Source organism: Sphingobacterium sp. IITKGP-BTPF85 (genome assembly GCF_001006065.1).
GTDB classification, from domain to species: domain Bacteria; phylum Bacteroidota; class Bacteroidia; order Sphingobacteriales; family Sphingobacteriaceae; genus Sphingobacterium; species Sphingobacterium anhuiense.
Genome location: NZ_ASZT02000018.1, coordinates 26,648 through 52,892, shown reverse-complemented (window position 1 = coordinate 52,892; position 26,245 = coordinate 26,648). Strand labels below are relative to the sequence as shown.

Annotated in this window: 26 protein-coding genes and 1 pseudogene; 14 read left to right on the top strand and 13 right to left on the bottom strand. The window is 36.1% G+C overall.

Annotated features, from left to right (window positions below):
• Window positions 1-20 precede the first annotated feature (20 nt).
• The 4 genes from L950_RS32135 to L950_RS05795 all read left to right on the top strand — a co-directional run bounded on the left by L950_RS32135 (window position 21) and on the right by L950_RS05795 (window position 3,819).
• Window positions 21-524, top strand: a complete 504-nt coding sequence (locus L950_RS32135) for a hypothetical protein (protein ID WP_156169550.1) — start codon at window positions 21-23, stop codon at window positions 522-524.
• Window positions 525-597: 73 nt separating this feature from the next.
• Window positions 598-2,106: a RagB/SusD family nutrient uptake outer membrane protein gene (locus L950_RS05805; protein ID WP_231576910.1), complete on the top strand. Its 1,509-nt coding sequence runs from the start codon at window positions 598-600 to the stop codon at window positions 2,104-2,106.
• Entirely contained in the window at window positions 2,045-2,734 is a 690-nt protein-coding gene (locus tag L950_RS05800; protein WP_021191982.1) for a hypothetical protein, read from the top strand. Before L950_RS05805 ends, L950_RS05800 begins: the two co-directional genes overlap by 62 nt.
• A 17-nt stretch (window positions 2,735-2,751) precedes the next feature.
• Window positions 2,752-3,819 carry a DUF5007 domain-containing protein gene (locus L950_RS05795; RefSeq protein WP_021191981.1) on the top strand — a complete coding sequence of 356 codons (1,068 nt, stop codon included), beginning with the start codon at window positions 2,752-2,754 and terminating at the stop codon, window positions 3,817-3,819.
• A gap of 183 nt (window positions 3,820-4,002) precedes the next feature.
• Here the strand turns inward: L950_RS05795 and L950_RS05790 are convergent, their stop codons facing one another.
• The gene (locus L950_RS05790; protein WP_021191980.1) at window positions 4,003-4,800 is read right to left on the bottom strand and encodes a hypothetical protein; all 798 of its coding nucleotides are present in this window, start codon (window positions 4,798-4,800) and stop codon (window positions 4,003-4,005) included.
• A 211-nt stretch (window positions 4,801-5,011) separates the two neighbouring features.
• Between L950_RS05790 and L950_RS05785 the strand changes: the two genes are divergently transcribed.
• The 6 genes from L950_RS05785 (at window position 5,012) to L950_RS32120 (ending at window position 9,239) form a co-directional block, all read left to right on the top strand.
• Window positions 5,012-6,232: an exo-beta-N-acetylmuramidase NamZ domain-containing protein gene (locus L950_RS05785; RefSeq protein WP_084825384.1), complete on the top strand. Its 1,221-nt coding sequence runs from the start codon at window positions 5,012-5,014 to the stop codon at window positions 6,230-6,232.
• 397 nt (window positions 6,233-6,629) lie between these two features.
• Window positions 6,630-7,265, top strand: coding sequence for a hypothetical protein (locus L950_RS05780; protein WP_021191978.1), 636 nt, complete (start codon window positions 6,630-6,632; stop codon window positions 7,263-7,265).
• A 17-nt stretch (window positions 7,266-7,282) separates the two neighbouring features.
• Window positions 7,283-7,411: a hypothetical protein gene (locus L950_RS35050; RefSeq protein WP_021191977.1), complete on the top strand. Its 129-nt coding sequence runs from the start codon at window positions 7,283-7,285 to the stop codon at window positions 7,409-7,411.
• A 279-nt stretch (window positions 7,412-7,690) separates the two neighbouring features.
• Window positions 7,691-7,858, top strand: a complete 168-nt coding sequence (locus tag L950_RS32130) for a hypothetical protein (protein ID WP_021191976.1) — start codon at window positions 7,691-7,693, stop codon at window positions 7,856-7,858.
• 23 nt (window positions 7,859-7,881) lie between these two features.
• A complete protein-coding gene (locus tag L950_RS32125; protein ID WP_021191975.1) occupies window positions 7,882-8,406 on the top strand; it encodes a sulfatase-like hydrolase/transferase in 525 nt (174 codons plus the stop codon).
• Between the two features lie 38 nt (window positions 8,407-8,444).
• Window positions 8,445-9,239, top strand: coding sequence for a sulfatase-like hydrolase/transferase (locus L950_RS32120; RefSeq protein ID WP_021191974.1), 795 nt, complete (start codon window positions 8,445-8,447; stop codon window positions 9,237-9,239).
• A gap of 261 nt (window positions 9,240-9,500) precedes the next feature.
• On the opposite strand, the gene L950_RS05770 is transcribed toward L950_RS32120, so the two are convergent.
• Window positions 9,501-9,899, bottom strand: a complete 399-nt coding sequence (locus L950_RS05770; RefSeq protein ID WP_021191973.1) for a hypothetical protein — start codon at window positions 9,897-9,899, stop codon at window positions 9,501-9,503.
• Between the two features lie 346 nt (window positions 9,900-10,245).
• The gene (locus L950_RS05765) at window positions 10,246-10,968 is read right to left on the bottom strand and encodes a hypothetical protein (RefSeq protein ID WP_021191972.1); all 723 of its coding nucleotides are present in this window, start codon (window positions 10,966-10,968) and stop codon (window positions 10,246-10,248) included.
• 101 nt (window positions 10,969-11,069) lie between these two features.
• Here L950_RS05765 and L950_RS25960 point away from each other — a divergent pair, with 101 nt between their 5' ends.
• From L950_RS25960 to L950_RS05740, 4 genes are all read left to right on the top strand, one after another.
• A complete protein-coding gene (locus L950_RS25960) occupies window positions 11,070-11,486 on the top strand; it encodes a hypothetical protein (protein ID WP_021191971.1) in 417 nt (138 codons plus the stop codon).
• A 138-nt stretch (window positions 11,487-11,624) separates the two neighbouring features.
• Window positions 11,625-12,017 carry a hypothetical protein gene (locus L950_RS05755; protein WP_021191970.1) on the top strand — a complete coding sequence of 131 codons (393 nt, stop codon included), beginning with the start codon at window positions 11,625-11,627 and terminating at the stop codon, window positions 12,015-12,017.
• A gap of 218 nt (window positions 12,018-12,235) precedes the next feature.
• Window positions 12,236-12,637, top strand: coding sequence for a hypothetical protein (locus L950_RS05750; RefSeq protein WP_021191969.1), 402 nt, complete (start codon window positions 12,236-12,238; stop codon window positions 12,635-12,637).
• 262 nt (window positions 12,638-12,899) lie between these two features.
• Window positions 12,900-13,454 carry a hypothetical protein gene (locus tag L950_RS05740; RefSeq protein WP_197086271.1) on the top strand — a complete coding sequence of 185 codons (555 nt, stop codon included), beginning with the start codon at window positions 12,900-12,902 and terminating at the stop codon, window positions 13,452-13,454.
• Between the two features lie 60 nt (window positions 13,455-13,514).
• Here L950_RS05740 and lipB read toward each other — a convergent pair whose 3' ends face one another.
• The 10 genes and pseudogenes from lipB to L950_RS36275 form a co-directional block, all read right to left on the bottom strand.
• On the bottom strand, window positions 13,515-14,213 hold the full coding sequence (gene lipB / locus L950_RS05735) for a lipoyl(octanoyl) transferase LipB (protein ID WP_021191966.1): 699 nt from the start codon (window positions 14,211-14,213) through the stop codon (window positions 13,515-13,517).
• A 112-nt stretch (window positions 14,214-14,325) separates the two neighbouring features.
• Window positions 14,326-15,513 (bottom strand): GTPase HflX, encoded by a 1,188-nt coding sequence (gene hflX, locus L950_RS05730; RefSeq protein ID WP_021191965.1) that lies wholly within the window; start codon window positions 15,511-15,513, stop codon window positions 14,326-14,328.
• A 225-nt stretch (window positions 15,514-15,738) separates the two neighbouring features.
• Window positions 15,739-17,844 (bottom strand): ATP-dependent DNA helicase RecG, encoded by a 2,106-nt coding sequence (gene recG, locus L950_RS05725; RefSeq protein WP_021191964.1) that lies wholly within the window; start codon window positions 17,842-17,844, stop codon window positions 15,739-15,741.
• Between the two features lie 196 nt (window positions 17,845-18,040).
• Window positions 18,041-19,643: pseudogene (locus L950_RS05720) on the bottom strand (RagB/SusD family nutrient uptake outer membrane protein).
• 73 nt (window positions 19,644-19,716) lie between these two features.
• Window positions 19,717-22,776, bottom strand: coding sequence for a SusC/RagA family TonB-linked outer membrane protein (locus L950_RS05715; RefSeq protein WP_021191960.1), 3,060 nt, complete (start codon window positions 22,774-22,776; stop codon window positions 19,717-19,719).
• A gap of 641 nt (window positions 22,777-23,417) precedes the next feature.
• On the bottom strand, window positions 23,418-23,939 hold the full coding sequence (locus tag L950_RS05710; RefSeq protein ID WP_132769398.1) for a hypothetical protein: 522 nt from the start codon (window positions 23,937-23,939) through the stop codon (window positions 23,418-23,420).
• Between the two features lie 115 nt (window positions 23,940-24,054).
• Window positions 24,055-24,660 (bottom strand): hypothetical protein, encoded by a 606-nt coding sequence (locus tag L950_RS05705; protein ID WP_156169546.1) that lies wholly within the window; start codon window positions 24,658-24,660, stop codon window positions 24,055-24,057.
• A gap of 65 nt (window positions 24,661-24,725) precedes the next feature.
• Window positions 24,726-25,652, bottom strand: a complete 927-nt coding sequence (locus L950_RS05700) for an EamA family transporter (RefSeq protein ID WP_021191957.1) — start codon at window positions 25,650-25,652, stop codon at window positions 24,726-24,728.
• Window positions 25,652-26,038: a RidA family protein gene (locus tag L950_RS05695; RefSeq protein ID WP_021191956.1), complete on the bottom strand. Its 387-nt coding sequence runs from the start codon at window positions 26,036-26,038 to the stop codon at window positions 25,652-25,654. Before L950_RS05695 ends, L950_RS05700 begins: the two co-directional genes overlap by 1 nt.
• A 10-nt stretch (window positions 26,039-26,048) precedes the next feature.
• Window positions 26,049-26,180, bottom strand: a complete 132-nt coding sequence (locus L950_RS36275) for a DUF6728 family protein (RefSeq protein ID WP_316930544.1) — start codon at window positions 26,178-26,180, stop codon at window positions 26,049-26,051.
• Window positions 26,181-26,245 lie beyond the last annotated feature (65 nt).

Here is a 26,245-nt window from a genome sequence, read left to right as displayed (position 1 = left end):
TTAGTTATAAGGATTTCTCATTGCAAATTCTGACGACGTTTACTTTTGGAAGAGATATTATCAATAGTACTTTTGCGCAGCGTATGTCTAATGGGTTCTTCTATGGTAATCCTAAAGATCTTTCAAAAGCTTCAATTGGTAATTTAGATAATTATGATTTTTGGCAAAAAGAAGGTGACATAAGTCGTTATCCTGCCGCGAATCCATATATGGGATTATATGCCTGGAGAGCTGGTCAATCGATGTTCATGGAACCAGGATGGTATATCCGTATTAAGAACATCAATTTAGCGTACCGTTTTGATAAAACAAAACATGCTTGGATGAATCGTACAGGTATAAATTCATTCCGTATTTATGGTACTATGGACAATGTACATATGTTTCAAAATTTTCGGGGATTGATGCTGAACGTGTTGATGGGAGAGGATTTGACTATGGAGATGGTTATCCACTACCATCAAAATATACATTGGGTGTACAATTCGAATTTTAATAGATACTATTATGAAAATACAGTTTAAACAATATATAAAAATTGGGGTAGCGGCCTTGATTTTAATTGGTTTATTTGGAGCGAGTTCATGTAATAAAGACTTGGAAAATAAATTGATAAACGATACGTATTCAGATACGTATTGGCAAAATGAAAAAGATATCAATGGTGCCGTTTTAGGGACATATGGTTTATTCCGTAAGGCAATGACTACAAACCAATGTTTTTTTATTTGGGGAGATGCACCAATAGGAATATTAACAACGCTTGAAGGAACAAATCATTCAGGAGTATATACATCTGGTAATTTTGCACTTCCATATCGTGAAACAGGGGTTCATAATTGGACAAACTGGTATCGAGTGGTCGATTTATCCAATCTGATTATTAAGCGGGTACCAGAACTTGATGATAATAAATTTTCATCGGGAAATAAGAACTATCTTTTGGGGGAGGCATATTTCATGCGGGCGCTGGCTTATTTTTATATGTCTCGTGTCTGGGGCGATCTTCCATTGCAAACTACGCCAACTGAAACGGCTAATCAGGCTGTTTTGAAAGGAAGAACTCCTACAGATGAAATTCTTAAATTAATTGTCGAAGATGCACAAAAAGCATCATCATTATTAACTTGGGAGGGTGTTGAAGGCAACGGTAGACGTCGTGCTAATAAAGCGGCTGCATTAGCTTTACTAGCCCACACAACTGCTTGGCAAAATGACTATGCTAAAACTATTCTTTATACAGATTCAATAATTTCAAAAAAGGAAATCTTTTCATTGCAACCAAAAGGAAGTATTCGTAATGTTTTCAAAGATGCAAATGCAAAAGAGAATATTTTTGTATTTACAACTAAAGATAGTGAAAATGAATCATCACAATATGATGGTAATGTAAACATATTTTCTGCTGCAGTAGGATTCATAACTGTTTCGAATCAAATTTATGTCAACATGCCGTTTAATGTACCAAATTATTTTATTACAAATTCAAAACTTGATGAAATTTACGGAGATAACTCAGTTGAAGATTCGCGTAAATTAGAATTCTTTCGTAATATGACGAATACTGAAAACAACTCTTTAATGAAGTATTCAGATATTGTTTATAAAAATGCTGCCACCAATTCGGACCCTCGACTAGAAAGTAATTATGTGATATTCCGTTTGGCTGATATGATTTTATTAAAGGCTGAAGCACTAAACGCTCTAAATCGTGATGGAGATGCGTTGACAGCTGTAAACAGCATACGAACGAGAGCAGGTGCAAAAACGATGTTAAATAGTGGTGGAGCAAACCTTAAACGTGATATATTAAAAGAAAGACAAAGAGAATTAATTGGAGAAGGACATGCGTATTTTGATATAGTGAGAAACACATGGAAATCAGGAAATAATAATTTATTTGTTCAATTGACTTCTTGGAGTATGGATGCAGGAAGATTAGCTCAAAAAGGTTATTTATTTCCTATTCACAATACAATATTAAATACTAATCGTTTAATCACCCAGAACCCATATTGGATGGTAGATATTAATGAAGAAAATTATGAAAAAAATAATATTCCTAACAGCAGTAATTATTGGTTTTTTACGAGTTGTAAAAGATGACGTAATCGATGGTAGATTAAGTATTGGTTACGTTAATATGACTACTTATGATTTTTTGAAATCACATCCTCAACATTTGTTTGATACAACTTTGATGATTATAGATAAAGCTGGATTGAAGGATAAGGTCAATGCTGCAAAAACATTTTTTGTTCCTACGAATTATTCAATTCGTAATTTTCTGTTGTCGAAACAGCAAGAAATTCGCAAACAGAATGAAAAATTGAATTTCAATATTGATTCGTTATTTAAATACTACACACCTAAAATGTTGCAGGATTCAATGAGTGTTTATTTTTTCTCGGGTAGAATTACACGTGATGATCTGACCGAGGCCGGTACTATTTATCAGACGGAGGAACCATCTACTAAATTATTAGCAACTTTAGAACAATCAACAAGTAATGATTACTTGGTAGATGGTATTATTTCGCAAGGACCAAAATTTATTTATTTGACTAAGATTATTGGTGAACGTGATATTATGAAAAATGGTTCATTGAATGATCCCTCAGGTAATACAAAGTTAAATGATATCAGGGTCTTGTGCCAGACAACAGGACTTTTAACTAATACAGGAGTTATACATGTTCTGAATAACACACATATTTGGGCTTTTAGGAGATAATTTTAAATTGAATCAAAATGAAAATTAATTATAAAAAAATTATTATAGCCACTGCGGTTTTCTCTCTTTTTTACACAGGGTGTAAGAAAATAGAAGTCGGTTATTTGAGTGATAATATTCGTTATGGATCTAATCCTATAACGGTTGATCAGGGCACATTTTATATCGCAACTGGAATTATTCCTGATGCTTCCACTCCTCCATTTAAAATCACTTTATTGGATATTAGAAATAAAGAAACTGGAAAACGAGAAGAAGCTTTTTTTAAAGAGTCTGATGTTGTGGTCTGGAAGGAAAAATATGATCCCAAAACTGATACTACTCTGGAAATTATAAATAGTAAAAGAGCTATTGAAAAGAGATTACCTTTTACAGTTTTGGAAAAAAGTGGTCAATTCATGTTTACACAAGCAACAGATAAAGTTCCAGTCGGTGATTATGAAGTTGATTTACGTGTTGAAAATCCCAAAGGAACTAAAGATTATAAAGGGATAACGACTGTTCGACTTTCTCCTGTTAAGGAATATTCTTATGAAAATGCACCTTACTTTATTGCTGTTGAGGCTAATAGTGAAACAAGTATTCGTTATCCGTATGATGACCAATGGGTTGATCAAACTAAAGGTCAAACCACAAATACAACGTTAAAAATAACACGTGTTGCAGATGGACCAAATCAAATAGTACTAAAAGTTATTGACAAAAATGGAGCAGTGTTTCCAGGTAAAGCATTAGAGAGAAGACCTTCTGGAAATGATTTTCTTAAAACATTGTCAACATTTGCATATAAAACAACTGTTACTGATACTGCTGTCTTATATGATTATGCGCAGACAAGATTTCCAGATATTTACTGGGATACTCAATCAAACGGTCTTAACTGTTATTATAGAATATACTCGCAATGGATAAAATCCGTAGATTACGCTGATTCTAAAAATTGGAATCCACCATTTGGTCTAAATTATTTGACGCAGGAGGGACCAGTGAAATTAAATATTCGTTTCAATACAAAAATTAATAGACCTGGTAAGTATATTTATGAGCTTCATTTGAAAGCAACTAAAAATCCAAATGCAAAATAAGCTATAGAGTGATTTAACTATATTTTTCAATATAGTGCTCGGACTCGATTTTAATTGTCTTTTGTTAAGACTTTAAGAATTGATAGATTAATTAAGAAAACCTCGAACTTCAGTTTCGAGGTTTTCTGTTTTAAGGGAAAACTAATCTGATCATCTATTGTCTGGAATATTCAAATTAATTATTTACTCATACATGGTTGAAGCCGTAAAATTGTTGGATATATAAGTAAGTCTGCGCGCACGGATAGCACTTTTTATTTCATATTCAGTTCCGCTTTTTAAGCCATTTATCACATAATAAGTTTTCCTTGGTCCATTCAATGAGCCGGTTCCAGAAGAATGAAATTGTGGAGTTTGTAACCATTGATCTTGTGTGTTTTTCTCTCTGTATAGAAGAACTATGTATGTATTTAAACTTAAATCATTAGGAAACAATACTAAAATTTCATTATCTTTTTTATGTAAATCAGTATTATTAGGTCCAACATTAGTGATTATGTCAGGAAATTGTGGACTTGTTAGTGAAGATGGATACGTGCAATTATTATTTCCACTTCCTGAAGATATTGTGATGCTTTTTGTTAAAGAAATGTTTTTAATAATTCCATTTATTAAATAATCAAAAGTCGCCTTAATATTATATTGTTTTGAAGCAATACCTTGGAAATTTGCGGTTCCAGTACTACCAAAGATTGCAGAATTCTGATAGGTTCCGTCAACACCCAGGCATTCTATTGACCCATTGATTTGGGTTGCTCCGGAAACTCCTACTAAAGTGGCCTTTGTATTGATGATTGTTCCGCTGACAGTGACTTCTAAAGTTATAGATGGAGGACCATTAGCTAAGAGATTAATGTTTTGAGACTTTGTACTGCTAATTTTGTTTAGCTCATCTTTTGTGATTTCAGTTCCATTTTGTTTAGAACAGCTAAATAAAAGCACAACTAGAAACAAAGTAAGTTTGTAAATTGAATTTTTCATAATTTTTTAGGGATTAGTTATGTGAATTTATGTAAATATTTCTATTTATTATGTTGATATTTTTGATACTTTATAAGTGTTTTAATCAGTCAATACTGTAATAAATAATATCTAAATAAGTTAAGCGTCTTTTTTATACCTCAATTTTCTTCCATTCCAAAATAAATGAAATCACTATCTTTATATAGATTACACTTGTAACCCTATTATGATGAATGCTAAACAATTAATCAGTTTTATGATAGCCATTTGTATGATGCTTACGATTGGTAAAGCACAGACAAAATTAAACTATTGCAACGATCAGATACGAACCGGAGCAGAACAGACGGAAAAATACCTACCCTATTTAAAAGATAAACGAGTTGCCATCTTAGGCAATCTATCAACAGTAATAAAAGAACGTCATCTGGTCGATAGCCTCCTGCTCAGAGGAGTTAATATTGTCAAGATTTTTGGCCCAGAGCACGGCTTTAGAGGAAATGCAAGTAATGGAACCGAAGTATCGGACGAAAGAGATCCCACAACGCAGATACCCATAATTTCCCTGTACGGAAATAAGAAAAAACCAACAGCAAAGGATTTAGCAGATGTCGATATCTTTATTTTTGATGTGCAGGACATGGGCGTCCGTTTTTATACCAATATCAATACCTTACGGGATATAATGGAAGCGTGTGCCGAAAATGGTAAAGAGTTGCTTATCCTTGATAGACCAAATCCCAATGCATACCTCATTGATGGACCCATACTCGATATGAAACATAAATCAGGAATCGGTCAGTTCCCGGTACCCATTGCCCACGGTATGACTACGGCCGAATTTGCTCAGATGATCAACGGAGAGAAGTGGATGGCAACAGAGCGTAAATGCAAATTGAAAATCATTCCAATAGAAGGGTATAGCCACAGTATGCTATATAAATTACCTGTCAGCCCATCACCGAATCTCAATACTGAACAGAGTATAATTCTATACCCCAGCACCTGCCTCTTTGAAGGAACCAAATTGAATCACGGTCGTGGAACAGATTTTCCATTCACCATTGTTGGCAGTCCGATATATAAAGGAATCTTCACATTTTCCTTCACACCCGTTAGTAAAAAAGGAATGAGTGAAACACCACTGTTCATGAATGAAGTCTGTTACGGATTAGATTTACGAGATTATGATTTGCAAAGTCTCGTTGACAGCAAAGAGATCAATCTTTCATGGATAAAAGAAATGTACAATAAATCCCCGGAAAAAGATAAATTCTTTGACCAGAGCTATTCCAAGCAAATCGGTAGTATCGAAAAGCTGGCCGGAGTAGACCAATTTCGAAAGCAGATAGAGAACAATGTGAGCGATCAGGAAATCAGAGCAAGTTGGAAAGCAGGTTTAGAAAGCTATAAAAAGATGCGTCAGAAATATGTCCTTTATAAAGATTGATGTAATACAGGAAAAAATCACTTATTCTACAGGTGGCACATCATTTTCATTAAAACCAATTAAAACACGCCATTAATCGGCAGAGGTTTGAAGTTCCTTTGAGAATCATTCGAGACAAGTAGGAGACAAGTTCGGCGATGGTATGCCTTCTGTTCGGCGTTTGTTTGCCTCCTTGCCGAACCCCTCCCGAACAATAGGCGAAAGAGAGTCGAACCATTCCCGAAGGTGTTCCCTATGAATGTCAAGGCACTACCGACTCAATCCCGAGTAAAGTATGGACTTTCACGGACTTTTACGGACTTACATGGACTTTTACGCACTTAATGATTCATAAAGCTAATAATTGTATTTATCCAATAAATAAACTATTTTTAGTAAAACCAGTATAGCATAAATCATGTTCGATTTCGAAAAACCTAAGAATCCATATCGAAAAAAAGGAAAAGATTATAATTTGTCAGAGAACAGCAAATTAGCAGGAGCAGATTTCGCATACTCCAATACATTAGCCAGCAGGATTTATAGGCAGATGAAAATCATACAAGATGATTCCGCTAAGTATGAATCCTTCTTACGTCTCAAAAAGAAGCTTTACATGGTCATTCGAAATGATCGTCAACATGATCTAGGACAATTGAAATTAGGATACGGGAACATAAATCCGCTAAAGAACTTCCGTTTTTCACCAAAGACCAGTTGGCAAACTTTCTTTATGAATTATCCCACAACAAATTTTGACGCGGAGAAAGAAGAATTATGTATAAGTACTCCACCGATTTTAGCCCGTGAAGTAGATACACTTCCTGAAAGAGTAAGAAAAGTTATTCTGAAGATGCATATCATTAAAGTGTCCATAGATGATGAAAATACAGTTGATATAAGTTCAAGTAAAGAGTTGGTTATAGTTAAGGGTGATGATGTCGAATCACGATCGGTCATTTTTTCCATTAAAGATAAACCAATGTGCTATTATTATGTGTGGCCACCGTACGGATGTGGCTATTATCTACAGATCGTAAAGAGGAATTTCTGACCCTAAACACAAAATATATGACTGCAGAAATATTTGATGCCATATTGATTCGTAACGGTCAGATCTGCAAGTTTGAAGAGGAAACAAATAAAGAAAGCCGTCCTTCGGAATTTCCAGATTCAGATGAAGAACTAGATTGGGTGTAATAAGTTTTGAAATTTTAATAAAAGTAATATTTTGTGAGCTTGTGCTTCCGTAGAATCATTTTAATTTATCGTTCTTAGAGTTTGAGCAGCCTCCGACCTGGAGAGGAAAGGCCGTAAATGAAGCTTTTGCTAAATAATGATTTTTTAAAAGATATATCCATTACTAGGGGAAATTAATAGTAACAGGAAGCCCTCTGATCTGCTCAGGGGCTTTTGCATTTAAGAACCAAATTTGATTAAAGAATAATACTTTGTAAATTAGGACATATAAATCTAAACATGCTATTTAAAAAATTAACCTTCTTCCTGTTATTATTTTCTTGTGCAATCGGAAGTGGCCAAGTTCATGCCCAAACAAAAGAACGACCGAATATTATCGTATTCATCGTAGATGATATGGGATGGGAAGATACTTCGGTTCCTTTTTGGAAAGAAAAACTCCGTTAAACAATTTTTATCAGACACCGAATATGGAACGTCTTGCCAGTCAAGGCATGAAATTTACACAGGCTTATGCCAGTAGTGTTTGTTCTCCAAGCCGGGTAAGTTTAATGAGTGGCATGAATGCCGCACGACATCGGGTGACCAATTGGACATTAAACAGAAATGCTTCCGTAGATGCTAAAGATGATGAGTTGGATTTTCCTTTGTGGAACGTAAATGGTATGCAACCCGTTGATACCATAGAGCGATCTGTATTTGTCAATTCCTTGCCTCAACTATTAAAGGAAAACGGATATTTAACCGTTCATGCAGGAAAGGCTCACTTTGGAGCTGTGGGAACACCTGGAGCTGATCCTATAAATTTGGGGTTTGATGTGAATATTGCCGGTCATGCAGCGGGTGGTCCTGGTAGCTTTCTGGGAACAGAAAATTTTGGGAATAATAAAGATGGAACGCCCAAAAGTCCTTGGGGAGTACCGGGTTTGGAAGAATATTACAGTCAGGATATATTCTTGACAGAAGCATTGACGCAAAAAGCACTAAAAGTTTGAATGACTCATTGTCAAATCAAAAACCTTTCTTTTTGTATATGTCACATTATGCAGTGCACGTACCTTTTAATGCAGATAAACGGTTCTATCAGAAATATATCGATAAAGGAGCCACTCATGTTGAAGCACAATATGCTTCAATGGTAGAAGGTATGGATAAGAGCCTCGGCGATATGATGGATTTTTTGGAAAGTAAACATTTGACTGATAATACGATCATCCTCTTTATTTCTGACAATGGTGGTTATGCGATACAGGATCGTGGCAGAACAGGTAAAAAACACAGATGGAATGAACCTTTAAAAAGTGGCAAAGGATCGGCATATGAAGGTGGGATAAGAGTACCCATGCTGGTTAAGTGGCCCGCTGTTGTTAAAGAAAATTCGGTAACGGAATATCCCGTTATAATAGAGGATATATTTCCGACAGTATTGAACATGGCAGGAGTTAAAAAAACAAAAACTGTGCAACACATAGACGGAGAAAATTTTATTTCTGTACTGAAAGCGAATAAGCAGGTAAATCGTAAATCGGCCATATATTGGCACTTTCCAAATAGCTGGGGCGAGACTGGACCCGGAATAGGTGCAACAAGTACAGTGAGAGACGGTGACTGGAAACTGATCTATTGGCATAAAACGCAGAAAAAAGAACTGTTTAATATCAAGAACGATATCGGAGAAGAGCAAGATCTTGCGATGAATAATCCCAAAATTGTAAAAAGGTTATCACATAAGCTGGGAGGCTATTTAAGACATGTAGATGCTCAGATGCCAATTATTAAAAATACTAAAGCTTCTGTTCCTTATCCAGACGTAGTTTCTGATCGGTAGTACTTCGTAATAAATTTTGGTAAATGATATATGAAAATAACAAAACAAAGCCCTCTATAATATTTTAGAGGGCTTTTACTTTTTTTAGCTATCTAATTTATTCCTGAGTTTAATTTATGCTCCAAACATTTTTCTATTCCTCCCACAGCATGTATCGTCTGCAGAGCAATGGGAAGATTAGTGAGAAATTGTGCAATGGGAATTATACTGTCCGCACTTTGTATGAAAGAATCTTTTAATGAGGTAATGGAAAAACTTCTATTAATTCATCATGATTTCGTACCATTCTCTATGAGTTTTGAAACGAAACATTCGAGCTAAGAAATCAGGAGGATAGATTCCTAAGTTATTATTGCACGAACAAGCTATCTCGTGTTTATGATTTAAGAATAAATCTTTTTTCTTACATTTTTGTAGGTCTGATTGGATGAAAATCAACCACGCGAGGTCGATTGCATAACCGATATTCATATAAATGTAACCATAGTTGAAATCTTGGCAGCGCATCCTGCTGCTACTGACAGAAATATTAACAAGGTGGTTGAAATTTTTACTCCAGTCCGTATTGCTTTTTGCAAATTTCTCTAAAGAGTTTGAATAATTCTTAAAGGTATATTTAGGTAAATACCTAAACTCTTTCCATTTTAGTTTTTTTTTCATGATTGTAATATTGGATTATTATGCTGTTGGGTAGCATTAAATAGGCTGTCTGAAAGGCTATATCAAGGGGGGTATGTTGTGTTCATTTGCTACATTTTAGTTTGTGTTATTTCTTGTCACATCTTTTTGGTGAGAATGGAGATGAAATGTAACATTGTATTCAGACGCCTTATTATTTATTTGTTTTATAATATATTTTTTTCGTTAAATGCTCTGTTTTTTTAAGATTATAGAGATTGTAAGGTTGGCTGAATACAGGTCATGTTCTCTTTTAAAGTGTTTACCGGGTCAAGATGATCTGTTGCTTCCATATATAGTCCTGTTATTTTCTGTGTAGCTCCTTCTTTTATATTTGCGCCTTATTCTCTGTTTCCAGTTTTGTCGAGTTTATTTCCGACATTTTTTCTTCATCTCGTATATCATGAGGATCGTCTAATGATTCATTATTTGATTCCGCTTCTTCACGTGGTTTCCTTGATTCCATATGAACATAGGGAGGTAGAGGAATAGTGATACCCCCATGCTCATAGATATAATAAAGTGCGTACGCCAAACGAATGAGAAACTCGCGAATAACGACAATTTTATCACCGAAATGTTCATCGCCGATAGATCTTTTTAAAGTTAGCTGTTCCATCAGGCCATCCATGGTTTTATACCATTTTTGTAAGGGCTGATAAGAGAAAAACTTACGAATCAAATCGTAGGGGCTTTTTTTATTATTACAAGTGAATTCAGGTCCATACGAATAATTGAAGTAATCTTTTCTTGTGTCAAATAATGTTAAGGGATTCTTATGTTTGGGTAGTCCACATTGTTTAAAAATAACATAAGCTATTTCCATCTGCTTAATCATTTGATGGCAATTGTAGCCATTTTCGGGATAACCACCGGTCGACATCGCTGGATAAGCTCCAGTTGTTACAAAGAGATTGATATCCTTTTGCCAGTTAATGATATCAGTTTGCTGTTGGAAAAAATCACGGATGTAGATCATGGGATTTTTGATATTCTTTTTACTTAAATAGCGAAAATGTTTCGCTTTTAGTTTCTTTTGCGTATTTTTCATAATGGAAATTTTGGTTTAAAATGGTTTTAATTATCTTCATAAAACTAATTTAGGGATTATTTTAAGTCAAAACAAATTATTTTAAGATTAAATTTGCACATATGAGTGATTATTTGAAGAGAATTAAGCTTGTTGCTGATCGGGAAGGTATGAGTGTTTCTGCTTTAGAAGCTACTATTGGGGCCAGTAAAGGCGTTTTTACAAGAGCCCTGAACAACGGGACAGATATTCAATCAAAGTGGCTAATCAGCTTGTTAGAAAATTATCCCGATTATTCAGCAGAATGGTTACTAAGAGGTGAAGGAGCTATGTTATGTGCTAAATCAATCGTTAAAGAATTTAATGAGACCTACTTAACTGCCGAACAGGAAGGCATTAGTAATGCTGTAATTAATGCCTTACATCAAGTAATAGCATCTCAAAATGCAACAATTAAATCCCAGGAAAAGATAATTTCCTTCATGGAGCGACAATTATCAGTTTACGAACAGGAAAATACATCGTCAAAAAAGAAGTAACCCATACGGGTGATATTTAAGTAGGGATAAAGTAATATTGAAATAGCGTAAAATAACACGCAGAAATTGCGAGTTAAGAGGTTATAATGATGAGAGCGCTGTGTTGCATCATAAAGTATAGGTTAAAAAAGAGAAATCATGTCGGGAGTTAAAGAACGTGTGTTATTAATTGCAGAAAGTAAGGGGATAAGCAAAGCTATTTTTTTTGAAGGCTTGGGATTTTCTTATGCTAATTTTAAAGGCGTTCAAAAATTTTCAGCACTTAGTTCGGATGCAATGATAGCGATCTTAACTAAATATAATGATATATGTCCAACCTGGTTACTGATGGGTACAGGTGAAATGTATAGGAACAGTAACGGTGATGAAAGGGTTTCTCTTGAACATTCCAAGCAGCGCCCAGATGATAATGCAATTAAGATGGACGAGGCAATGAATAAAGTGATCAATGCTTTGGAACAGACGATAAGAACACAAGAGAAGACAATTCTTGCCCTTGAAAAGCAAATTGGTTTCTTGGAAAAAGAATAGGGTCGGGTATCATTGCACCTCATTTCTATAAATTAGGCCAATATTGACTCAAGAAAATTTGTATAGTACAATATTTCGTTATTATAATTTTAAAAAAATAACGGATTCAAGTGATTTTATTGCCGTGGTTTTCGTTTATTTTTGTCTCATGGAGGTGAACTGTCGAATATAAGAATTATTATTGCTAAGATCTTTTAATAATTAATAATACCATATTTATGTTGGGAAGACTATATCGTTTGTTTGCTGTGTTACTTTGTTTTACAACACTTGATACTGTTGCTCAATCGGCCGGTGATCGTCCTGTTTACACTTCAGAATGGGGGCATCTCTATCGAACCGAAAATAACAAAATGGATCTGCTGGGGATATTTCCGACGGAAGCTCCTGTATATGTTTTGGACTCTACAAAAACACAATATAAGGTGCAGGTGAGTAATGGGGATATTGGGTTTATAATGAAGCAACCTCTCCAACGGGCAATGTTTGGTAAGCGATCAGCGGGTGAACCTGCGCAATATTTCTATCGGGGTACACAAGGAAGCCAGTGCCCTCATTTTTTGTTCAGGTATCGGAATTACGGGTGCGTAAAGCTCCAGAAGTTTCAAGCACTGCAGTAAGAAGAGCAAGACTCAATGAGCTGGTCTGTATCGATTACTTTCCGCTCTACACGGACGGTTGGGTATATGTGGGTGATCACTTTCATGAGAGACCAGAATTCATTCAGGCAAAATTTCTAGGTGCGGAATTGACCTATGATAAAGTGTTAAAAGAATATCTCAAAGTAAAAGGTAAGGATCAAAAACAGGAAATTTTATGGGTAGGAAGACTCCGGGAAATTGCCTGGACCGATGATAAAAAATTAAAACAGGCATTGACATTTTGGAAAGAGTCATTCGAAAATGCTGGATTACAGGACCCGAAGTTGATATTGATTTTGAATTGTATCTGGCAGATCGGTTTCAAGTTCGTCCGGCATTCGATGTGGTGGAGAAGCAGGTGACATCTTTACGGATGCATTTCGATTGGAAGGGGTTGCTTCTTTATGATGGGAAGATAACAGAAAGTCAGATGAAGCAACTTCAGATGCAAAAAGTATCGGTTATTCCGGATATGCCCGAATGCGGTTGGGAACCTGTATATTATTATCGATCTGATAATAATATCGTGGCATTTGAAGAAAATGTCAAGGGAAAAGTTTTTGGGTCCGTATATCAGGTTACCCTCAGCAATGAGCTAGCCTTGTGGATGGGAGAGGAGCGAATCGATATGAATTATGATGAAAAGGAATTTGTGAAACATTTTGGACATCTGGTTTCGACCGACTGGATCGGTGCCCCGCATGTTTATCGAATCCCCGATGGTGACGCAGGCCTATTTATGATCACTTTTGAAAATGGAAAAGCCGTCCGTTATGAATGTATGTTTTATTGTTAGAAAAGTCAATTAAAGATAAAATAAAAAAGGACCTGAAGCTTTTGTAAGTCCTTTTTTATTTTAAACCAATTCCATAGCGAAGAGATTGGCGATATGCCCTTTTAGCTTATCTTTTACCTCGTTAATATTGGGTTTATAGCCCAGTTCTCGCTCCATAGAGGTAACGTCTTTGTCGTCTATACCACAGGGTACAATATTTCCAAAATAGCTTAGATCGGCATTTACATTGAATGCAAATCCATGCATGGTTACCCATCGGCTTGCGCGGACACCCATCGCGCAGATTTTCCGTGCCTTTTCGTTGTCCCCATCGATCCATACACCTGTAAAACTTGGGTATCTTCCTGCCTGAATTCCATAATCATTTAGGGTTAGGATGATCGCCTCTTCTAACGTGCGTAGATAAAGATGAATATCGGTAAAGAAATTATCTAAATCCAGAATTGGGTATCCAACAATCTGACCAGGACCATGATAGGTAATATCACCGCCACGGTTGATCTTATAGTAGGTTGCTTCTTTCTCTTCGAGCGCTTTTTCATCCAATAAAAGATGTTCAGGTTTCCCAGATTTCCCTAAGGTATATACATGAGGGTGCTCGTTGAAAATTAAAAAGTTTTCCGTTGGAAGTTCTGTGCTGTTAACCCGGTTTTCATGTTTTACAGCTAAGGTTTTATTAAAAATCTCTTCTTGTCTATCCCAGGCTTCTTGATAGTCAACCAAGCCCCAATCGATAAAGGTTACTTTTTTATTTTGCATAGTGATGTGGCTATATGCGTTTTAGCCCAGTTTGAAATGATTAAAGCACGCTTGATTTTACATTGGATATAACCTGTTTTTCAAGCGTACTTTAAGTACTTATAAATTCGGATTAGTAAAGCAAATTATTATAAGGATATCTTTCACGGTGAATTTCCACAATGATATCGTATAATTTTTGTTTAAATTCCTCTAAGTTTGTTTTATTTGTAGCTGAAATGAAGATTGCTGGATCAGCATTCTTGGCCATCCAGCTGTTTTCAAAATCTTCCAATGTTACTGTTTTTTCACCTTCTTCACCCTCTTCAACTGTCGGTACATAAGCATCAATTTTATTGAATACCGTAATGATTGGTTTATCTAAAGCTCCAATATCTTTCAATGTCTCATTAACAGCGATAATATGATCTTCAAAATTTGGGTGTGAAATATCAACCGCATGAATCAATACATCCGCTTCGCGAACTTCGTCTAATGTTGATTTAAAACATTCAACTAAATGATGGGGAAGTTTACGGATAAAACCTACAGTATCGGATAATAAGAATGGTAAATTATCAATCACTACTTTACGAACGGTTGTATCTAATGTTGCAAATAATTTGTTTTCAATCAAAACATCCGATTTTGAAATCATGTTCATGATGGTTGATTTCCCGACATTGGTATAGCCGACTAAAGCAACACGTATCATTTCACCCCGATTTTTACGTTGTGTTTCATTCTGTTTGTCAATCAGATCAAGACGTTCTTTTAAAACAGTTATTTTATTTAAAATAATACGTCTATCAGTTTCAATCTGACTTTCACCAGGACCACGCATACCAATACCACCACGTTGGCGTTCCAAGTGGGTCCATAATCTTGTCAACCTGGGTAATAAATACTGTAATTGTGCTAATTCAACTTGTGTTTTTGCTTGCGCACTTTTAGCGTGGCTTGCAAAAATATCTAAAATTAAATTTGATCTGTCTAATATTTTAACTTGAAGCTCACGTTCGATATTACGTAATTGAGAAGGAGATAATTCATCATCAAAAACGACCATATCAATTTCTTCTGCGATAACAAAAGCTTTAATATCTTCCAATTTTCCTGCCCCTACATAGGTAGAGCGATCTGGATAAGTTAATTTTTGCGTGATAATACCTTTTGTTATCCCGCCTGCAGTTTGAACTAAAAATTCTAATTCTTCAAGATACTCGTGTGCTTTTTCCTCGCTTAATCCCTGAGGAATTACACTCACGAGTAAAGCTGTTTCGGGTCTTACTGCGGTGTCGTATATTTTGATTTTTGCCATTGTTTTCTATTCTAATTTTGTATTGCTTATTAAGATTTGCATGAGTAGGCCCAGGGGCACTGCAAAAAGACGTGAAAATGATGTGACGTCATAGCACGATGACTCAATAATAATACAAAGATAATCGTTTTTAGTTTAATTGTTTTATGCCAAAAGCGGATCCTATAATTTTATTAAAGAAGCTTATAGACTAATGCATAATGGAATAGGAGGGAGATAAGTACTTTATGAGATCTTATCCCATGCAATACCGTCCGTTTTTCTAGCGAGGTATTGTCTGAGTGATGCATGACGTTCTTCTGTCATTTCTGGATCTTCCTTGAAGATATCAATAACAGAATTTCGGGCTTCTGACAGAAGCTGTTGGTCTGTTGCAAGGTTGGCCAATTTTAATTCCAGTACACCAGATTGTTGCGTACCTGAAATATCGCCCGGACCACGAAGTTCTAAATCAACTTCTGCGATTTCGAATCCATCATTTGTTCGTACCATTGTATTCAATCGCAACTTCCCTTCCTTGCTCAACTTATTACTTGACATTAAGATACAGAACGATTGCTCTGCACCACGGCCAACCCGTCCTCTCAACTGATGGAGCTGAGATAAACCAAATCGTTCCGAGTTTTCAATAATCATGACAGAAGCATTGGGAACATTAACACCGACTTCAATTACGGTTGTTGCAACCATAATCTGGGTTTCATGTTTCACAAAACGTTGCATCTCAAAATCCTTATCTTTGACAGGCATCTTGCCATGGACAATACTGATCTTAAATTCAGGAAGCGGAAATTCACGTTGGATATTTTCCAGACCTGCTTCTAAGTATAATAAGTCTAGTTTCTCACTTTCCTTGATCAGTGGAAATACAACATACACCTGTCTCCCCTTTGCTATTTCTTCACGGATAAGACCAAACATGCGCAATCTGGAGCTCTCGAAAAAATGAACTGTCTTAATCGGTTTTCTTCCCGCAGGGAGTTCGTCGATAACCGAAATGTCCAAATCGCCATACATAGTCATTGCCAAAGTACGCGGAATAGGGGTAGCGGTCATCACGAGCATATGTGGTGGAATGCTATTTTTACGCCAAAGTTTAGCGCGCTGTTCAACTCCAAACCGGTGTTGTTCGTCAATAACAACAAAACCTAAATTCTTAAATTTGACTTTGTCTTCAATTAAGGCATGGGTTCCTATCAGGATATCCAACGAACCATTTTCCAATTCTTCATGTATGATACGGCGTTGCTTAGTACTCGTAGAGCCTGTTAACAATTTAATATTGCAGATATCCTCTCCCAGTAACTCTTTTAGCCCCGTATAATGTTGGGTTGCTAATATTTCTGTTGGTGCCATCATGCAAGTTTGAAAACCGTTGTCTATGGCCAAAAGCATAGTTAAAAGTGCAACCACTGTTTTCCCAGATCCCACATCGCCCTGCACCAAACGATTCATTTGTGCGCCGGTAACAGTATCCTGTCTGATCTCTTTGACGACACGTTTCTGTGCGTTGGTCAACGGAAAAGGAATCCGTTCTTTGAAAAAGGTATTGAATTTGTCGCCGACTTTAGAGAAAATCTGTCCCCTGAATTTTTTAGTATTGAGCTGTTTATTTTTTAGTAATTTGAGCTGAATATAGAATAATTCTTCAAATTTGATACGTTTTATGGCCTGCGTCAGTTCCTCTTGACTCTGTGGAAAATGAATCGCAACAGTGGCTCTGACTTGGTCCATCAATTGATGCTTGGCCAATAAATAAGCTGGTAGCTGTTCAGTGAGTTGACGAAATACGGTTTCTAAAGCAGTCTGCTGTAATTTTTGAATCCCTTTACTGTCCAAGTTGAACTTCTTCAGTTTCTCAGTGGAGGAGTAGACAGGTTGCAAAGTCATATTACCCAGGTTTTTTACTTGAGCTTGATAAGGTTCCATTTCGGGATGTGTGATCGATATCTGTCCGTTAAATACAGATGGTTTGCCATAGAGCACATAGGCCGAACCTACTTTTAATGATTTCTGTAACCAGGTGATCGATTGGAACCACACCAGTTCGATGCTCCCTGTTTCATCTTTGAATTGTCCAACCAAACGTTTTGCTCTTTTTTCACCAACTTCTTTAAGCCCAATAAGTCTCCCTAATACTTGGGCCGAATACATATCGGCATCCAGTTGTCTTATTTTATGAAATACGGTACGGTCAATATAGCGAAAAGGGTAATAACTAAGCAGATCACCAATGGTGAAAATTTGCAATTCTTTTTTAATTACATCAGCTTTCTGAGGGCCTACGCCTTTCAGATATTCTATTGGGGTTATTAAAGATAAATCAGCCATTCTTCTACTTTGCTAATTTAAGGATTTTACTTAAAAATTAGCAAAATAGTATAGATGATTGCTAAAGTTGTTGTATATGTTAATTAAAAAGGAGTATTTAGTCCGGTGATGTGGTATCAGATATTTTTTTCGCATATTAATAAAAAAGGCTGCCCCTTTATTGAAGAGGCAGCCTTTAAATAGGATAAGATGTTGATTAAAAATTTCCTTTATTCACATCCCACCATAGACGTGTACCGCCGTTATCAGCACCGCCAAGTAATGAAATGGCATTCTGTACCTCAGCTGCATTCGTGTTGTACTCATTTTGTGGAAATGGTAAACGACGGATCTGAATCTTAGTGTCAATAAGACCAGCGCTATTATTCACCGCAACAGGGAATAATTTTGGATATCCGGTTCTACGGAACTCACTCCAGGCTTCTTGTCCTTCTGGGAAGATCGCTAACCATTTTTGTGTAATAATACGTTCCAACTTTTCTTCATTAGAGGCTGCATCATTCCATTGAATAGTTAAGTTAGTTGGTGCAGCTGCATTATTGCTTGCATTGAATGGATCAACGTAAGCAGCAGCTTTACTCGTATTGTCTTGTAAATAGGCCGATAAACCGCTTACGCCCCATTGTGCAAAAGAGGTTTCAACACCTTTTTCGTAAAGTGATTTTGCTGTTCCACCAACATTTGCCCAACCTCTCAATGCGCCTTCAGCACGTAAAAATAGACTTCAGCAGCAGTCATTAAAATTGGGGCAGTGGTTGCTGTGAATGACGGCGTACTTCCTCCCGTATTAAGCGCTGATAACATCTGGTATTTGTCTTTTTCAATACCTGCTGCACCTGTACGGATACCAATGTATTTGCCCGCGAAGCCGGTTGTCTGTTTGTCAACTGGTACTGGCTCCATATATTTGGAAATACGTGGATCGCCGTAACCTGTCATGTATGACTGTAAAGAAGCATTCATACGGGTATCTGCCCAATTCTTTGAAATAAACCAAAGGGGATTGCTGAATGTACCGTCTGTAGGAACTTTTACTTTGAAGTTTTCACTATTCGCTTCAATAACGCCACCATTTGCTGGATCTAACGCTTTCTCTGCTTGTGCTTTTGCTAGTTGAGGGTCAACTTTTACAATACGCACAGCAAAACGCAAGCGAAGTGAGTTAGCTAATTTTAACCAGTTCTTAAAACGTGTTTGGTTATCCAAATTCGGATATACTAAATCGATCTCTTCAATTTTGTCGGTCATTGGACTTTGGGCATTAAATGACTTTAAAGCCTCCGTCGCTTCATCTAATTCTTTGAAAAAAGCAGTGTAAAGATCAGCTTGCTTATCATAAGGAATATCTCCAGATGTGCCTACTTTGCTATATGGAATAGGTCCGTAAATATCAGTTACACGATTAGCAGCAGCTACCTTAATTACTTTTGCGGCTCCGCCAAGTGCTGGATAGTTTTTATCCAATCCATTTTTTTGTAGTTTATCAATAGATTGATCACATCAAGGTAAAGCACTTTAAAGGGTTCACCATTCCAGCCATTTACCATAGCGTAATTCAGGTTATTTTGACCGCTATTGAAAGGTGTAGGGGACATGAAATAACCAGAGAATACGTCGGCATTCAAATTTTGTTGAAGTTGATATGAATTTGGATCACCACCTCCAGAAAAATTGTAGATGGCCATCTGTGCTGTTTTGAAGAATAGTACTAAATCTTTTCCATCGGCAGCCAGGTCTTCATCTGTCAGGCCGTTGTTGTTTTTGTTATATTCTTCGAAGTTTTTTGTACAGCTGCTCATGGCACTTCCAAGTACCACAAAAGCTAACATCAACTTACTTATATTTTTGAAATTGTATTTCATCGTTGTTTTATTAAAAAGTTGCATTCAAAGTAAGACCATAATTACGAGTTGGAGGCATCATGAAGATATCGACTCCACTTAATGTATTGCCGGTAGACATGGTCACTTCCGGGTCAAAAGGTGCTTTCTTAGTAAAGTAGAATAGATTTCTGCCGACTGCCGAAACGCGGAGCTTTTTAAAGAAACTATCATTAAGATTAAAGTCATAGCCTAGCACTAATTCACGTAGTCGAACAACTGTTCCGTCATAAATATATTGACTGCTTACAGGTCCCATACCACCAACGGTTGTATACCATTTCTCTGCTGCAACATTTGTTACTTCAGCACCAGCAGCTGTAATGCCATTGATTGTTACACCTCCATTAGCGCGGGCATCTCCACTTGCTTTTGAAACACCATAACCGTCAAGAAGCGCTTGTGTTATGGACATCACTTCGTAATCAAACTTACCGTCGATCAAGAAACTTAAGTTGAAGTTTTTGTAACTAAAGCTATTGTTCAATCCCATTTGCCAAATAGGATTTGAATTTCCTAATTTGGTATAATTGGAATTCTTTTGGGGAGTACCGTCTGCCGAGACTAGAATACGGCCTTGATCATCACGAGCAAAATCTTGACCATAAATGTCACCAAAAGAACCGCCTACTTCAAATTTGGAAGCGTAATTGTTACGTCCATCTCCGGTTAATGCAAATTCTTTAATGCGATCATCTAATTTGATAATCTTATTTTTGTTATAAGTGAAGTTTAAACTTGTTGTCCAGGTAAAATTGTCATTCTTAATGGCATCTAATGACACTAATGCTTCAACCCCTTGATTTTGGATATCTCCAGCATTGATGGCATATTGATCATACAATGATGCTTGACTGGCAGCAATTTTGAAGAACTGATTCTTCGTATTTGTCTTATAGTAGGTTACATCTACGTTTAAACGGTTGTTCCACATACGCCATTCAGTACCAATCTCTAATGAATGTGTTTTCTCTGGTTTAAGACCCTTAAGAAAAGCAATATCATTGAGGTTGATAACACCATAAGCATTCAGATTATTGGTTAATAAGGTGGTGTAAGGAGGTAAATCATTACCAACGATAGCATATGAACCCCTAATTTTGGCCATGTTGACAAAATCAGGCATATTCAATTTGTCGTTTAAGACAACACCTAAACCTACTGATGGATAAAAGAATGAATTTGATTCTGTGAAAGCAAGTGTACTTGACCAATCATTACGAGCAGTTAAATCAAGATATAACCATTGATCGTATGATAGATTAGCACTGGCAAAAACAGATTGCAGTTGTCTTCTGTTATTTGATAAACCTGTCGGAGTAGGTGTAGTCGAATTCTGAATGATAAACTGATTTGGATATTGCAGACCTGCTGTTCCACTGGTGTAATCTACTCCTTCAGTCTTCCAGTCTGTAATACTTGTTCCCACGACACCGGTAATCTGAAGCTTATCGTTCACATTGAAGTTCATATTGGCGATTAGATCACCATATTGTTGTGTGATGGTTGTATTCGTGTAATTATAGCCGCCATTTGGTCTAGCTAAAATATTTTGAGTACCTGCATATATTTTTCGATCCCAAACTTCACTTGTACGATCTACACTTCCACGTGCTTGAACATTAATCCATGGTGCAATTTGATATTTGGCACTTCCATTTAATAATAAACGGTTTCTTTTAGAACTGTTCTGGTTTCTGTTTACGATCCACCATGGGTTTTGTTGGGTTGTAGGATCATCGGATAAAGTAAACCAGTTCTGATCATAAAGATTACGGCTTGGATTAAATTTCTCAAAATCTTTGTAAGGTGAAATATCAATACTACGAGGCAATAAATAAAGTCCTACTAGAGGATTATAATAAAAACCAGATGTTGGTGCATTATCCAATTTTTGGGTAATATAATTGGCACTTCCTTCAACCGTTAATTTGTCATCAAAGAATTTAGCACTTTCTTTCAGATTGAAATTGTGACGGGTCATGTCATTATTTGGCGTGATTCCTTTTGCTAAGGTGTTCGCGTAAGAAAAATAAGTTTGATTTTTCTCGTTTCCGCCTGATAATGTCAATGAATTTGTAAAATTACTCCCTGTTCTTAAGAACTTGTCAACATTATTAAAATTAGCTTGATCGCTTTTCTCTCCCCAACTGGATACACTTGTCGCACTAGATTTTCCACCCGATCCTTGTCCATATTGATTTTGAAATTCGGGTAAAGATGTTGCTTGTTCGATTTGTGCACTGGAAGAGAAATTGACGGTTGTACGTCCTCCTTTTCCAGACTTTGTTGTAATCAGAATAACACCGTTTGCCGCTTGGCTACCATATAAAGCCGCAGCAGATGCTCCTTTTAGTACAGAGATATTTTCAACATCTTCTGGATTGATCATAGCAATTGGATCTCCGGGATCGCGTTGGCCACCAAATACGTTATCAGGTTGTGTTCCTAATGTCTGATTATTGATAGGTACACCATCAACAACATATAATACCTGATTGTTGCCTGATGCAGATTTATTACCTCTAAGCACAACTTTAGCAGAACCGCCGGGGCCCGATGAACTGGAAGCAATATTGACACCTGCAACTTTACCATTTAGATTATTGGCTAAGTTGGTGCTTTTTACGCGATTCAGTTCATCACCTTTGAGTTGTTGGGTCGAATAAGTTAAGGATTTTTGAGAACGGCTAATTCCTAGTGCTGTAACGACTACACTTTCTAATTGTTGTGTCTGCGGTACAAGACTCACGTTGATAGTAGTCTCATTTGGCCCTAATGTAACAGTTTTGGTTTCGTAACCAATCACACTAATGCTCAAAATACGATTCTTATCGTCAACGTTAATTTGAAAAACACCATTAGCATCCGTAGAACTAGCTTTAGAAGTACCTAGAACTTTAATGGTTGCTCCAGCTATTGCGGCTTTAGATTGGCTGTCCACAATAGTACCCTTTACTTGATTATTTTGGGCATGGAGTAAAGATGCTGAAAAAAGCATTGTCGGAACAATACCCAGTATCTTTAATGTAGTTTGTAATTTACTATTCATTCAGTAATATGTGTTATGATCTAATTATGTCTTTACACATTTCATAAGAATAGATTTATTGTAAATGGCTAATTCAATTTAGCACATTGGTCAGTAGATGTCTCATATTGAAGATAGGTAGGATACGTAATTTCGCAAATGTGAATAAATATCAATACAAGGTAAAAATAAGAAGGATTCTTATTCTAGGAATCTAATGTACTACTGTTCTATAAAATTTAAAAGAGTTTTATAACATATGTGATACATTTTAACATTTTTTCCTGTAAATAGCTATTTATCAGGTTGTTTTATTTCAATGTTTTTTACAGGGAAATTATGTTTTGTATCATAATTTGTTTTAATCTCATAAAATATATGTTCAGACGTACAGGGGGAGATCAAAAAAAATCGGCCAATACTTTAAGAGCTTAGCCGATTTTAAAAATACTGCTGTTTGTTTTATTATTCTGAGAGCTCAACAACGGGTTTGTTATTGACGCATTTTACTCCTTTGGGATATGTATATTTTCCTGTCGAACAATTCGGCTTTTCACGTTCTATGATATTCTTTTTTAAGGAATTGTAAAGTGCAATATCTTTCATGATTTCCGGACGTTCTGCTGTTCTAATATAAGCTATATGTTCAACTCCACAGTTTTTTAAGAGTATTGTCGTACCCCAGTTTCGGTTCCGCTACAAGTAAGATTATTCAGGTATTTGTCGATCTTTATTTTTAAAGGGGCAATACGTATTTTACTTTCTGATAAGCTTAAATCTTTTATGTACAGCAATTTGGCTTTTCCATTTACGCAGGAAAGTTGAGTGGGTTCACTATTAAACAAAATATACTCCTCACAGGGTTCGTAAATAATTCCTTCTTTGATACCGGCATTGACTTCGTTGGATCTAAGTGCTAGATATTCCTCCCATAGTTTGTTGAATTGTGATTTGAAACGTTTATGCACAGGGAAATAAACATGCCCACACCAAAAGTTGCTGACTTTTTCAATGTTCCAGTCGTTCAAATTTTCACATTTTTCTGAAGCAATGAGTTTATCAATTTCGGCTTTCTTTTCTTCAGCTTTAGCAGACCATTGTTCAGAAGTAAAATCGTCTTTTTTGCAAGCACTAAAAAGTAACATAAATAGAAACAAATAGCTGACTAGTTTTATAAATTTCATATCGAGTAAGTATAAATCTAAAAGACTAAAATCGGTTTATTATTTTCACATCGTACGGATTTGGGGGCGGGGCCACTATTCGGAGTACAATTTTGTAGTTCTTTATCTAATTGTGTTAGATGGAAATATAAGGTATTATATTCTGTAAGAATTGTATAAAATCCATTACGATATGTTTGATTAGCAATGGTTGGAATCCATATTTGGGAACAATCTTTTTTATGCCAGTAACTATCCAATCATTCGCCGCGGTACATGGTTTATCTTTAAAGTAATGCTGCAGTGTTTCACTTCTTTCGTTTAGAGCCTTTCGTGTCTGTTCGGTATTGAAATCTTCGACAGTTTTTACCTTTGCAAATCCATTCTGGCATATGATTCCGAAATGTACAGGCATATGTAGAGATACAAAGTTTGGATATGGCCGATCATCAGCGTCCATGGCTTTTGTTAATAAATTAGTATGTTCTTTTTTTAGAAGATCATATTTGTTTTTTATTGTGGGAGAAACGGGTAAGTAACCTCGAGTATTTGGATCTAACAATAAGGTATCGACGTACCACTTGCTGATGTCTCCGCATGAAATACTTTGTGTCAACAATTGCATTTCTTGATATTTCTCTGATGCTTTTTTATAAAGCTCATCATAAGAAAGGTGATCTTTTTTACACGATAGTATCGTGAGCACTAAAAAAGAAAGTGTAAAAAATCGATAGATTTTCATTGCATTAAGGTTACATGGTTAATATTAGTTTATTAACCATGTAAACGTAACTAAAACAGGTTGTGCTACATGTGTTTTTTCCTTTTAAAGAGAAATTTTATTTTATCAGAATTGAAGATAATAATGGCAATGAAAATAAGGCCATATGCCCAGAACTTATAAGGATCTACCTGTTCCCGAAAGTATGTAACAGCGAGTGCGAATGCAATGATGGGATTAATATATAACATGATCCCCAGTGTCGAAGAAGATATTCTCTTTAAAGCATACATGCTCGAGAAGAGCGGTATGATTGTGAACAATAGTGCTATGGTTAAAGTAACAGTCCAAAATGTGCTGTCTTGAGGTATTGGACTTTGATCAACGAGCATTTGAGGTATAATGAATAATGTACAGATGGCAAGTTGGATTGCCAGCATATTGAGCTTGTCAAACCCTTGTATTATACGCTGTAATACCAAATAAAAGGCATATAGTGAGCCAATGGTTAAAGACCATAATACTTCTGTAAGTGATCCGGTTGCCAACATGCATACACCAGTAATAGCAATAAGTAAAGATACCTTTTGGGCTATATTTAAGTTTTCTTTTAAAATTAAATAGCCTGCTGCAGTCGTGATTAATGGACATAAGATGTAAGCAAAGGCACCGGCCTGTACACTGATGCTATTAATGCAGTAGATATACGTATACCAGTTTGCAAATAAAAGTATAGCCGAAATAAGGGTAAGATAGGTAATCTTAGTTCTGTTATTCTTGGGCAGTTGCCTAAAATAATTATAATCAGCTCTAATGTCGGCCTTTCTGAAAACGATATTGAAGAGCCAAAGAAGTGAAACGGCTAATATGATGCGGTAATGGAGGATATCTTCTGCTGACCAATTTTTTAATAAGCGTATAGGGACAGCCATAAACCCCCAGATTAAAGGACCTAAAAAAGCCGCTAAGAAATACTTTCCGCGGCCTTCAGTATCTTGTTCTATGTTTGCCATTAATCTTTCCAAGCAATCACGGAGATTTCTACATTTACATTTTTTGGAAGAGTCTTTACAGCAACACATTCACGTGCAGGCTGTGCTGTAGTGAAGTATTGTGCGTAGACTTCATTTACTGTAGCAAAGTCATCCATACTACTTAAGAAAATAGATGCTTTAACAACATCTTCAAATCCATAGCCTGCGTTTTTTAAGATGGCATCAACATTCTTTAACACTTGATGTGCTTCATCTGCAGCTCCTGTTGTGATTAATTCCATAGTTTCAGGAATTAAAGGAATTTGTCCGGAAACGTATAATGTTTTGTCAGCTTTTATAGCTTGGTTGTAAGGACCAATTGCGGCTGGTGCTTTTTCGGTATTTAAAATAATTTTTTGAGACATATGCTGGTATTTAGGATGCAAAGAAAAACTTGTAAATCAGCGCCAGAATGAAAACGATGATGGCTATAGCATTAATAATATGCATAGCTTTTAGATTGCCGTTCGTTGGGCGATTGGGTTCTTTTTTTCTAAAAAAGTACATGGAACTAAGTTACGCTAGTAAATTGATAATCGCAATGATTATCTTTAAACAATCAAAAATAAAAG

What these genes read in the sequence shown, in the direction of transcription:
- L950_RS05800 (WP_021191982.1), top strand. Translation starts at nt 2,045, where the DNA reads ATGAAAAAAATAATATTCCTAACAGCAGTAATTATTGGTTTTTTACGA.
- L950_RS05795 (WP_021191981.1), top strand. Translation starts at nt 2,752, where the DNA reads ATGAAAATTAATTATAAAAAAATTATTATAGCCACTGCGGTTTTCTCT.
- L950_RS05790 (WP_021191980.1), bottom strand. Translation starts at nt 4,800, where the DNA reads ATGAAAAATTCAATTTACAAACTTACTTTGTTTCTAGTTGTGCTTTTA.
- L950_RS05785 (WP_084825384.1), top strand. Translation starts at nt 5,012, where the DNA reads ATGAATGCTAAACAATTAATCAGTTTTATGATAGCCATTTGTATGATG.
- L950_RS05780 (WP_021191978.1), top strand. Translation starts at nt 6,630, where the DNA reads ATGTTCGATTTCGAAAAACCTAAGAATCCATATCGAAAAAAAGGAAAA.
- L950_RS35050 (WP_021191977.1), top strand. Translation starts at nt 7,283, where the DNA reads ATGACTGCAGAAATATTTGATGCCATATTGATTCGTAACGGTCAGATC.
- L950_RS32130 (WP_021191976.1), top strand. Translation starts at nt 7,691, where the DNA reads ATGCTATTTAAAAAATTAACCTTCTTCCTGTTATTATTTTCTTGTGCA.
- L950_RS32125 (WP_021191975.1), top strand. Translation starts at nt 7,882, where the DNA reads ATGGAACGTCTTGCCAGTCAAGGCATGAAATTTACACAGGCTTATGCC.
- L950_RS32120 (WP_021191974.1), top strand. Translation starts at nt 8,445, where the DNA reads ATGTCACATTATGCAGTGCACGTACCTTTTAATGCAGATAAACGGTTC.
- L950_RS05770 (WP_021191973.1), bottom strand. Translation starts at nt 9,899, where the DNA reads ATGAAAAAAAAACTAAAATGGAAAGAGTTTAGGTATTTACCTAAATAT.
- L950_RS05765 (WP_021191972.1), bottom strand. Translation starts at nt 10,968, where the DNA reads ATGAAAAATACGCAAAAGAAACTAAAAGCGAAACATTTTCGCTATTTA.
- L950_RS25960 (WP_021191971.1), top strand. Translation starts at nt 11,070, where the DNA reads ATGAGTGATTATTTGAAGAGAATTAAGCTTGTTGCTGATCGGGAAGGT.
- L950_RS05755 (WP_021191970.1), top strand. Translation starts at nt 11,625, where the DNA reads ATGTCGGGAGTTAAAGAACGTGTGTTATTAATTGCAGAAAGTAAGGGG.
- L950_RS05750 (WP_021191969.1), top strand. Translation starts at nt 12,236, where the DNA reads ATGTTGGGAAGACTATATCGTTTGTTTGCTGTGTTACTTTGTTTTACA.
- lipB (WP_021191966.1), bottom strand. Translation starts at nt 14,213, where the DNA reads ATGCAAAATAAAAAAGTAACCTTTATCGATTGGGGCTTGGTTGACTAT.
- hflX (WP_021191965.1), bottom strand. Translation starts at nt 15,513, where the DNA reads ATGGCAAAAATCAAAATATACGACACCGCAGTAAGACCCGAAACAGCT.
- recG (WP_021191964.1), bottom strand. Translation starts at nt 17,844, where the DNA reads ATGGCTGATTTATCTTTAATAACCCCAATAGAATATCTGAAAGGCGTA.
- L950_RS05715 (WP_021191960.1), bottom strand. Translation starts at nt 22,776, where the DNA reads ATGAATAGTAAATTACAAACTACATTAAAGATACTGGGTATTGTTCCG.
- L950_RS05710 (WP_132769398.1), bottom strand. Translation starts at nt 23,939, where the DNA reads ATGAAATTTATAAAACTAGTCAGCTATTTGTTTCTATTTATGTTACTT.
- L950_RS05705 (WP_156169546.1), bottom strand. Translation starts at nt 24,660, where the DNA reads ATGAAAATCTATCGATTTTTTACACTTTCTTTTTTAGTGCTCACGATA.
- L950_RS05700 (WP_021191957.1), bottom strand. Translation starts at nt 25,652, where the DNA reads ATGGCAAACATAGAACAAGATACTGAAGGCCGCGGAAAGTATTTCTTA.
- L950_RS05695 (WP_021191956.1), bottom strand. Translation starts at nt 26,038, where the DNA reads ATGTCTCAAAAAATTATTTTAAATACCGAAAAAGCACCAGCCGCAATT.
- L950_RS36275 (WP_316930544.1), bottom strand. Translation starts at nt 26,180, where the DNA reads ATGTACTTTTTTAGAAAAAAAGAACCCAATCGCCCAACGAACGGCAAT.